Annotated in this window: 7 protein-coding genes; 6 read left to right on the top strand and 1 reads right to left on the bottom strand. The window is 60.8% G+C overall.

Annotated elements, in window-relative coordinates:
* The first annotated feature begins 245 nt into the window (after positions 1 to 245).
* Complete coding sequence (locus tag P3T18_RS32200; protein WP_429304011.1) at positions 246 to 521, top strand: hypothetical protein; 276 nt, start codon at positions 246 to 248, stop codon at positions 519 to 521.
* A gap of 293 nt (positions 522 to 814) precedes the next feature.
* Positions 815 to 1,066 (top strand): hypothetical protein, encoded by a 252-nt coding sequence (locus tag P3T18_RS32195; protein ID WP_429304010.1) that lies wholly within the window; start codon positions 815 to 817, stop codon positions 1,064 to 1,066.
* A gap of 441 nt (positions 1,067 to 1,507) precedes the next feature.
* Here P3T18_RS32195 and P3T18_RS32190 read toward each other — a convergent pair whose 3' ends face one another.
* Entirely contained in the window at positions 1,508 to 2,233 is a 726-nt protein-coding gene (locus tag P3T18_RS32190) for a GntR family transcriptional regulator (protein ID WP_429304009.1), read from the bottom strand.
* Between the two features lie 162 nt (positions 2,234 to 2,395).
* Between P3T18_RS32190 and P3T18_RS32185 the strand changes: the two genes are divergently transcribed.
* From P3T18_RS32185 to P3T18_RS32170, 4 genes are all read left to right on the top strand, one after another.
* Positions 2,396 to 3,616, top strand: coding sequence for a pyridoxal-phosphate-dependent aminotransferase family protein (locus tag P3T18_RS32185; RefSeq protein ID WP_429304008.1), 1,221 nt, complete (start codon positions 2,396 to 2,398; stop codon positions 3,614 to 3,616).
* Positions 3,617 to 3,853: 237 nt separating this feature from the next.
* The gene (locus tag P3T18_RS32180) at positions 3,854 to 5,140 is read left to right on the top strand and encodes an MFS transporter (protein ID WP_429304007.1); all 1,287 of its coding nucleotides are present in this window, start codon (positions 3,854 to 3,856) and stop codon (positions 5,138 to 5,140) included.
* The gene (locus P3T18_RS32175) at positions 5,137 to 5,907 is read left to right on the top strand and encodes a 2-keto-4-pentenoate hydratase (protein WP_429304006.1); all 771 of its coding nucleotides are present in this window, start codon (positions 5,137 to 5,139) and stop codon (positions 5,905 to 5,907) included. Before P3T18_RS32180 ends, P3T18_RS32175 begins: the two co-directional genes overlap by 4 nt.
* 25 nt (positions 5,908 to 5,932) lie before the next feature.
* The gene (locus tag P3T18_RS32170) at positions 5,933 to 8,953 is read left to right on the top strand and encodes an FAD-binding and (Fe-S)-binding domain-containing protein (RefSeq protein ID WP_429304005.1); all 3,021 of its coding nucleotides are present in this window, start codon (positions 5,933 to 5,935) and stop codon (positions 8,951 to 8,953) included.
* Positions 8,954 to 9,008 lie beyond the last annotated feature (55 nt).

Here is a 9,008-nt window from a genome sequence, read left to right as displayed (position 1 = left end):
CTTGTGCCGGATTTGACCGGGTCTGCGAAGAGATCTACCCTTTACAGCGCACTTTTTGGACCGGGAAATGGTAATGGGGGGATGGTTAAGTGTGGAAGTCGCGAATCCCATGAGGCTGCGTGTTTTTCGGCGTATGAGGTCGACCTCGATCTTTGTACCACGATGGGGAAGCCGCAAGGCAAACGAGCCTTTGCGTTGTGTAAGGAAAACGCTTTTGACCGATATCAACAATGCCGGGGGTATTGATGGCTAAACATCCGCCGTATTCCGTAGTTGTAACTTACAGCGAAGATCCCCAGCAATTGACAATGCAGGCTGTGGATTCAGCAAAGCTCGCTCCACTCGTCGCTGCAAGCATGGCGGTGCCGTTTTTTTACGGTGATGAGGAGGTCGAATTTGACGACGAACTGGCCCGACAACTCGGAGTCGCAATGCTCAACGTGATTGCCCTAGGCCGACCGGAAGTCAAAAAACTTCTGAAGCTCACTCAGCACCCAATGGACGAACCCCCTGAGGAGTAACGAGCCAGCCGCTGATGCTGCTACTGCGGATATCGATTCGTGGTCAAGAGTGACACTGTTGGTGCTGCGAAACCAGGTCAGCCTCTGGGCTGACCCCTGACTCGGGATGCAACTTGACTACGACCTGTCGCATATGCGCAAGCATGCACCAAACGCGATAAGGCGGGGTTTCGCAAAAGCGTTAGCGAGCCGGAAAAAATCGTGGGGTGTGTATATGAAGTTAAGTTTTCTGCAAAGTACAAGCGCTTGCGACTTTACGGGACGTATTAATGCGTAAACGTCCACCATATTCAATGGTTGTCACCTACGTCGAAGATTCGCAACAATTGATCATGAAAATGGTCGAGTCGGTCAAGTTGGCCCCGCTTTTGGCTGGATGTATGGAGGTGCCCTTTTTTGTGGACGATCAAGAGTTCGAATTCGATGATGAAGCAGCGCGACAGTTCGGCGTTGCAATGCTCAATGTGATCGCAGAGGGACGCCCGGAGGTCAAAAAGCGTTTGAACGTCACGCGACACCCAATTGATGAGCCACCAGAGGGGTAACTGACCGCGTACCCAGTGCTGCAACCATCACAATTGTGGTTGCAGCATCGCCGGGTCGTCCATCAATTCCACGAATCCATGCCGACACCTCAAGTGGCCTTGGTCAAACGTGCCAGCCGAAACCTGCATTAAGATCAGGTCAGCCGATTTGCAGGCAGCATCCGGATTTATTGCCGAAAGAGCGAACTCTCGATTTCCTCACGTTGACAGTTTCAACGACTCCGACGCGCGAGCATCGCTCGCCAGGCGTCAGTTGGGCATGCGGAGCGGTGCGCTCATAAACTGCACCACCTCACCCCTGCCCAACAATAAGCCCCCCGCAATAAACCCCATCACTTCAACAACTTGACCGTGCTGTGAGAAAGTTGTCCACAGCCTTGCCAACATTTTAGGTGGACAACTTTCCAGCCGGCGTACGCGGCGCGAAACCGCGTCGACTCATCAAGCCTTCAGCAACGTCCCCACCGTTTCCGCTTGCGATTGCACCTGCAGCACCGCGTCGCGCTTGTCCAGCAGATGTTGCCGCAGGATCGCGCTCAGTCGCTTGCCGTCGCGCGCTTCGAGAGCCTTCAGCATTTCGTCGTGGTCGTGGATCGCGCTGTCCCATTTCGGAATCTGGAAGTTCGAGCGAAACCGCAACGCCTGCAAGCGCCGATTCACTGCGATATACGTCTGCCGCAGTGCTGAATTTCTCGCGGCTTCATTGATCTTGTCGTGGATCGCCTGATTGCGGCTGTAGTAGCCAGGCAGATCGTTCTGCGTCCGGCAGGCGAGCATCGCGTAGTGCAGCGCTTTGATCTCGGCAAGCTCCGCGGCGGTCATCCGCTCGGCAGCCAGTTCGCCCGAAAACGCTTCGAGACCGCTCATCAATTCGAAGGTCTCGCGCAACTCGGCTTCGGACATCTTCGACACCGACGCGCCGCGATTCGGCGAAATCTCGATCAGCCCTTCGGCAGCTAAAACCTTCAACGCTTCGCGCAGCGGCGTGCGCGAAATACCAAGCGTCTCGCATAACTCGCGCTCGTTCAGTTTCTTGCCTGGCTCCAGAACACCTTCGACGATAAAGCGGCGGATGTGCTCCACCACCGTGTCGTGCAAGCGCTGGCGCTCGACCTTCGGCATCAGCGGGACGGCGCTCGTGCCCGCATCGAAATCCGAATTTTGCATACAAAAGCCCTCAACATCGCGTTAGATCGGATTTTATCGGAACAGCAAAGATTAGTTAATAGCACGGGTAAACACCGGTCTGCGCGAGCGATTTTCGTCTTGGGGGCGTCGCAGATCGTCTGATATAGTTTTTTGAATGCAAAATTCAATCGGAGGAGTTCAATGCTGAAGCTAGACTTTCATCCCGCTGGCCGCCACTTTCTGCAGATTCCGGGTCCAAGCCCGGTGCCCGATCGCATCCTCCGGGCGATGAGCTATCCGACCATCGACCATCGCGGTCCCGAGTTCGGCGAGCTGGGTTTGAAAGTGCTCGACGGCATCAAGAAAATCTTCAAGACGCAGCAGCCGGTCGTGATCTATCCGGCGTCGGGCACCGGCGCATGGGAAGCCGCGCTGTCGAACACACTGAGCCCCGGCGACAACGTGCTGATGTTCGAAACGGGTCACTTCGCCACGCTGTGGAAGAAGATGGCCGAGAGTCTGGGCCTCAAGCCGGAGTTTCTCGGACTGCCTGGCATCGAAGGCTGGCGGCGTGGCGTGCAGCCGGACATGATCGAAGCGCGCCTGCGCGAGGACACCCAGCACGCAATCAAGGCCGTGTGCGTGGTGCACAACGAAACCTCGACCGGCGTGACCTCCGACATCGCCGCCGTGCGCCGCGCGATCGACGCGGCCGGTCATCCGGCACTGCTGCTGGTCGATACGATTTCGGGTCTCGCCTGCGCGGATTATCGCCACGACGAATGGGGCGTGGACGTCACGGTATCGGGCTCGCAAAAGGGTTTGATGTTGCCGCCGGGCATCAGCTTCAACGCCATTTCCCCGAAAGCATTCGCGGCGAGCAAGACGGCCAAATTGCCGCGCAGTTTCTGGGACTGGACCGACATCGTCGAGATGAACAAGACGGGGTACTGGCCGTACACGCCGAACACGAATCTGCTGTACGGCCTGAACGAAGCACTCGAGATGATTCTCGGCGAAGGACTCGACAACGTGTTCGCGCGTCACGAACGTCTTGCCGAAGCTACGCGTCGCGCGGTGCGGGCGTGGGGTCTGGAGATCCAGTGCGCGGACCCGGCAGTCTATAGCCCGGTGCTTACCGGCGTGATGATGCCGGACGGCGTGGATGCCGACGCGGTGCGCAAGCTTATTTACGAACGCTTCGACATGTCGCTTGGCACGGGGCTGGGCAAGATGAAAGGCCGCATGTTCCGCATCGGCCATCTCGGCGACTGCAACGACCTGATGCTGCTCGCGACGCTGGCCGGTTGCGAAATGGGTCTGCGGCTCGCGGGCGTGCCGCTCAAGGAAAGCGGTCTTCCTGCCGCTATGGAGTGGCTGAGTCAGCCGACCAAGGCGTCGGGTCTGAAAGTCGCGGCCTGAAGACAAGTATTAAAAAGCGCGGCCGGTGACGCATCGAGCCGCGCGACACAGAACGACAAGCAAGAGACAAGCAGTCAGCCACTCGCAGCGAAGGATGCCGAAGTGCATCCCGAAGAAGCCGCGCACAGAACGCGGCCCTGAACACCATGCGATGCCCCGCAGCGTCCGCCGCTGACGGGCTACGACGCAGCGCGCCACGTGAGGCGCGCCGTCGACACACTGCAACGGAGAGAGACGATGAAGCGGTTTCGTGTGACCAGTGCGACCAGTATCGTTCTAGTGATGCTCTGCATCATGTACTTCATCACTTACCTCGACCGCGTCAACGTCAGTACCGCGGCTGCGGGTTTCGGCAAGGAATTTCATCTCTCGCATACGGAAGTGGGCCTTGTGTTCTCGGCCTTCGCGTATCCGTATCTGATTTTCCAGATTATCGGCGGCTGGGTCAGCGACCGTTTCGGCGCAAAGCGCACGCTGATTTTCTGCGGCGCGATCTGGGGTATCGCAACCTTGCTGACGGGCTTCGCCGGCGGCCTCGTTTCGCTGCTGGCGGCGCGCGTGCTGCTTGGCTTCGGTGAAGGTGCGACCTTTCCCGCCGCTACCTCGGCGATGGCGCGCTGGGTCGCGAAAGAAAAACGCGGCTTCGCGCAAGGCATCACGCATGCCGCCTCGCGTATCGGCAATGCCGTCGCGCCGGGCCTCATCGTGCTGGTGATGGCGACTTGGGGCTGGCGCGAGTCGTTCTATATCTGCGGCGTGTTCAGTCTGCTGTGGGTCGCCGTGTGGTCCTTCACGTTCACTGAACATCCCAAGGATCATCCGCGCATCACGGGTGAAGAACTCGACGTGCTGCCGGCGCCGAAGCCGAAAGCGGCGCGTGTGCCGTGGGGCAAACTGTTTCGCCGCATGTGGCCCGTCACGATCGTCTATTTCTGCTACGGCTGGACTCTGTGGCTGTTTCTCAGCTGGATTCCGCAGTACTTCCTGCACAGCTATCACCTGCAATTGCAGAAGTCGGCGATCTTCGCTTCGGTCGTGTTCTTTGCCGGCGTGATCGGCGACACCCTGGGCGGCATCGTGACCGACTGGATTTTCACGCGCACCCGCAGCCTCAAGCGCGCCCGCAGCTGGATGGTGTCGGTCTGCATGATGTTCTGCCTGATCTCGCTCGTGCCGCTGATGTTCACGCACAGCCTGTATCTGTCGATGGCGTGTCTCGCGTCCGGCTTCTTCTTCGCTGAAATGACGATCGGCCCGATGTGGGCGATTCCGATGGACATCGCACCGGAATACTCGGGCACCGCAAGCGGCATGATGAACACCGGCTCGGCGCTGGCGGCGATCATCTCGCCGGTGGTCGGCGGCTTTCTGATCGACTATTTCGGCAGTTGGGAATTGCCGTTCGTCGGCAGCATGCTGTTGATGGCAATCGGTGTCGTGCTCGCATTCCGCATGCAACCCGAAAGCAAGTTTGCGCTCAACGAATCGACGGACGCGCATGCCGCCAGGAGCCTCGGCGTATGAACGCGAATTCCGACCTCGTGACTTCGTCCCTTGCCCAGCGTCTCGCCGACGCCCGCCGCGATCACATCACGCTCGACGCCTTGCCGACGGGCGAGGCGCCTGCCGACGCCGAAGCCGCGTACGCGATCCAGCACGACATTATGCGCATAAACCGCGCGCGGATCGGCGGCTGGAAGATCGGCGCGAAGTCCGATACGGGCCCGATTCAGGGCGCGCCGCTGCCGGAAGTCGATCTCCACGCGGACGGCGCACGATTGCCGCGCAACGTGTTCGCGCCGCTCGGGCTGGAACTGGAAATCGCCTTCCGTTTCGCTCGTTCTTTCGAACCGTCGGACTCGCCGTATAGCGAAGCCGACGTGCGGTCTGCAATCGGCTCGTTCGGCGCGACGATCGAAATCGTCGCCAGCCGTTATCGCGATTGGCCGAACGTCGACAAACTGGCGCAGCTTGCCGATCTGCAGAATCACGGCGCGTTGATCGTCGGCGAGTTCACGGCGTACCGCGACGATTTTCCGTTTCTGGCACCGTCGCTGCGCTTCAGTTTCGACGGACACGATGTCGTCGACGCATCGCCCGCCAATCCCGCCGGCGACCCGCGCCGTCTGCTGACATGGCTCGTCAATCACGCCACCTCGCGCGGCATTGCCGTGACACCGGAAATGGTCGTGACGACCGGCTCGTACTCCGGCATGTTTTTCCCGAAAGGCGCGGGCACGGCGAGCGGACGTATCGAAAGACTCTCGCCGCTTAGCGTCACGCTGTACTAAGCCTGTCTTCGTAAAGGGCGACGAAATGACGAACCCCACTTCTGCTTTACTCGTCAAGCCGATCCACCTCGTGCCTTCGGCGGCACGGCTGACGACGCCGCTCGCGCAACATCTGCGCAAGTCGTTGCGCGGCGATGTATTGTTCGACGCCGCGAGCCGTGGCCGCTACGCGACCGACGCGTCGATCTATCAGATCACGCCGATCGGCGTGGTGGTGCCGCGTGACCAGGACGATCTGCGCATGGCGCTCGAAATCGCGCGCAGCGAGAAAGTGCCTTTGCTCGCGCGCGGCGCGGGCACGAGTCAATGCGGCCAGACGGTCGGCGAAGCGCTCGTGATCGACACGAGCAAATGGCTCAACAACATCGTCGACTTCGATGCCGAAGCGCGCACGGTAACAGTCGAGCCCGGCGTCGTGCTCGATCATCTGAATGCGTGGCTCAAGCCGCACGGCCTGTGGTTTCCCGTCGACGTTTCCACTGCCGCGCAATGCACGATCGGCGGCATGGCCGGCAACAATTCGTGCGGCTCGCGCTCGATCGAATACGGCAACATGGTGCACAACGTCGAGGCCATCGACGCGATTCTCGCGGATGGCAGCGAAGCGCGCTTCGCCTCGTTGCGCGAGGCGCCGCAAGGCGCGCGTTTGCAACAGATACTCGAAGGCGTGACGCGCATTGCGCAGCGTGAGCGCGATGAGATCGTGGAGCGCGTGCCGAAGGTTCTGCGTCGCGTGGCCGGCTACAACATCGACCTGTTCGACTGCCAGAATCCGCGCGCCTACACCGACGACGGCAGCGCCAATCTCGCGCATCTGCTGGTGGGCTCCGAAGGTACGCTCGCGTTCAGCCGTCAGTTGACGCTCAAGCTTGCGCCGCTGCCCGCGCATAAAACGCTGGGCGTGGTCAACTTTCCGACCTTCTGGCAAGCGATGGATCTGACGCAGCACATCGTCAAGCTGAAGCCGGTGGCGGTGGAACTGGTCGATCGCACCATGATCGATCTGGCGATGAGCAATCCGTCGTTCCGGCCGGTGATTGAAAAAGCGCTGGTTGGTGAGCCGCAAGCCATTCTGCTGGTGGAATTCGCGGGTGAAGATCGCGATGCGCAACTCGCGTCGCTGCGGCAACTGACCGAGCTGATGGTCGATCTCGGGCTGCCCGATTCGGTGGTCGAGATGCCCGCCGCGAACGAGCAGAAAGCCTTGTGGGAAGTGCGCAAGGCCGGTCTGAACATCATGATGAGCATGAAGGGCGACGGTAAGCCGGTGTCTTTCATCGAAGACTGCGCGGTGCCGCTCGAACATCTCGCGGAATACACGAGCCGCCTGACGGACGTGTTTCACCGCTACGGCACCGAAGGCACCTGGTACGCGCACGCAAGCGTCGGCACGTTGCACGTGCGGCCGATTCTCGACATGCGTCGCGACGGCGCGCAGAAAATGCGCGCCATCGCCGAAGAAGCCGCGGCGCTGGTGCGCGAATACAAGGGCGCTTATTCGGGCGAACACGGCGACGGGTTGTGCCGCGGCGAATGGGTCGCGTGGCAATACGGGCCGCGCCTGAATGCGGCCTTCGGCGAGATCAAGGCACTCTTCGATCCGGACAATCGCTTCAATCCCGACAAGATCGTGCGTCCGCCGAAAATGGACGACGCGCGCAACTTCCGTTTCGCGCCGGACTATCGGGAGCGTCCCATCGCGACCGCGCTCGACTGGTCCGCGTGGAATGTCTCGCGCGATCCGCTGAGCGGCGCACAAGGCGCGCCGGGCAGCGGCAACGATCTGTCGGGCGGCCTCGCGAAAGCCGTGGAGATGTGCAACAACAATGGCCATTGCCGCAAGTTCGATGCGGGAACCATGTGTCCGAGCTATCGCGTGACGAAGGACGAGCAGCACCTCACGCGTGGCCGCGCGAACACGCTGCGTCTCGCCATTTCGGGGCAACTCGGCGAGGCCGGACTGGCGAGCGACGACGTCAAGGATACGCTCGATCTCTGCGTCTCCTGCAAGGGCTGCAAGCGCGATTGCCCGACGGGCGTCGATATGGCGAAGTTCAAGATCGAGGCGCGGGCGGCGCGCGCCCAACCCCACGGCTTGCGTCTGCGTGACCGGCTGGTTGCGTTCATGCCGCGTTATGCCGCCGCTGCGAGCCGCATGCCGGGCCTGATGGCGCTCGCCGACAACGTGCCGCTTCTGTCGGCGTGGTTCAAACGCACGGCCGGACTCGCGCCGCAGCGAAGCTTGCCGCGCTTCAGGAAATCGTTCCTCTCGAACGCGAAGGCGCGCACGCCGGCGCAGGGCGGCGCGCTGAAAGAAGTGCTGTTGTTCGTCGATACGTTCAACAATCACATGGAGCCGGACAACGCCCGCGCCGCGCAGCAGGTGCTCGAAGCGGCGGGCTATACGGTGCATTTCAATGCTCGCGGCGGCGAGCGTCCCGTGTGTTGCGGGCGCACGTTTCTCGCGGCCGGCCTCGTGGACGAAGCAAAATCCGAAGCACGGCGCATGCTCGACCTGTTCAAGCCGTATGTCGCGCGTGGTGTGCCGATTGTCGGTCTGGAGCCGTCATGTCTGCTGACCTTGCGCGACGAGTTCCTGCACTACGGTTTCGGCGACGAAGCATTGCAACTGTCGAAGCAGGCATTTCTGTTCGAAGAGTTTCTCGTGCGCGAGAAAGCCGCCGGGCGATTGCAACTCGCGCTCAAACCGTTGCGTACGGAGCAGGCACTCGTACACGGTCATTGCCATCAGAAAGCCTTCGACGCGTTCACGCCTGTGCAAACCGTGCTGGGCTGGATTCCTTCGCTGAAAGTCTCGACGGTGGAGTCGTCATGCTGCGGCATGGCAGGCAGCTTCGGTTACGAGGCGGAGCATTACGCGACCTCGCAAGCCATGGCGGAACTCTCGTTACTGCCCGCCGTGCGCAAAATGGACAGCAACACGGTGATGGTGGCCGACGGCACCAGTTGCCGTCACCAGATTCACGACGGCGCGGACGTCGAGGCACTGCACGTGGCGCGTGTGCTGGCGATGGCGTTGGCGTAACATCAATCGCGAATTGATACGAATTGGTACGTTATGCCAGGCAAGCAGATGGGCG

It is taken from the genome of Paraburkholderia sp. GAS199 (assembly GCF_050436585.1).
In the GTDB taxonomy this organism is placed as follows: domain Bacteria; phylum Pseudomonadota; class Gammaproteobacteria; order Burkholderiales; family Burkholderiaceae; genus Paraburkholderia.
Note: the sequence above shows the minus strand (reverse complement) of the source record. Positions and strands in the feature narration are given on the sequence as shown.

Excerpts from the sequence above, each read along its gene's own strand:
- P3T18_RS32200 (WP_429304011.1), top strand. The coding sequence starts at position 246 with ATGGCTAAACATCCGCCGTATTCCGTAGTTGTAACTTACAGCGAAGAT.
- P3T18_RS32195 (WP_429304010.1), top strand. The coding sequence starts at position 815 with ATGGTTGTCACCTACGTCGAAGATTCGCAACAATTGATCATGAAAATG.
- P3T18_RS32190 (WP_429304009.1), bottom strand. The coding sequence starts at position 2,233 with ATGCAAAATTCGGATTTCGATGCGGGCACGAGCGCCGTCCCGCTGATG.
- P3T18_RS32185 (WP_429304008.1), top strand. The coding sequence starts at position 2,396 with ATGCTGAAGCTAGACTTTCATCCCGCTGGCCGCCACTTTCTGCAGATT.
- P3T18_RS32180 (WP_429304007.1), top strand. The coding sequence starts at position 3,854 with ATGAAGCGGTTTCGTGTGACCAGTGCGACCAGTATCGTTCTAGTGATG.
- P3T18_RS32175 (WP_429304006.1), top strand. The coding sequence starts at position 5,137 with ATGAACGCGAATTCCGACCTCGTGACTTCGTCCCTTGCCCAGCGTCTC.
- P3T18_RS32170 (WP_429304005.1), top strand. The coding sequence starts at position 5,933 with ATGACGAACCCCACTTCTGCTTTACTCGTCAAGCCGATCCACCTCGTG.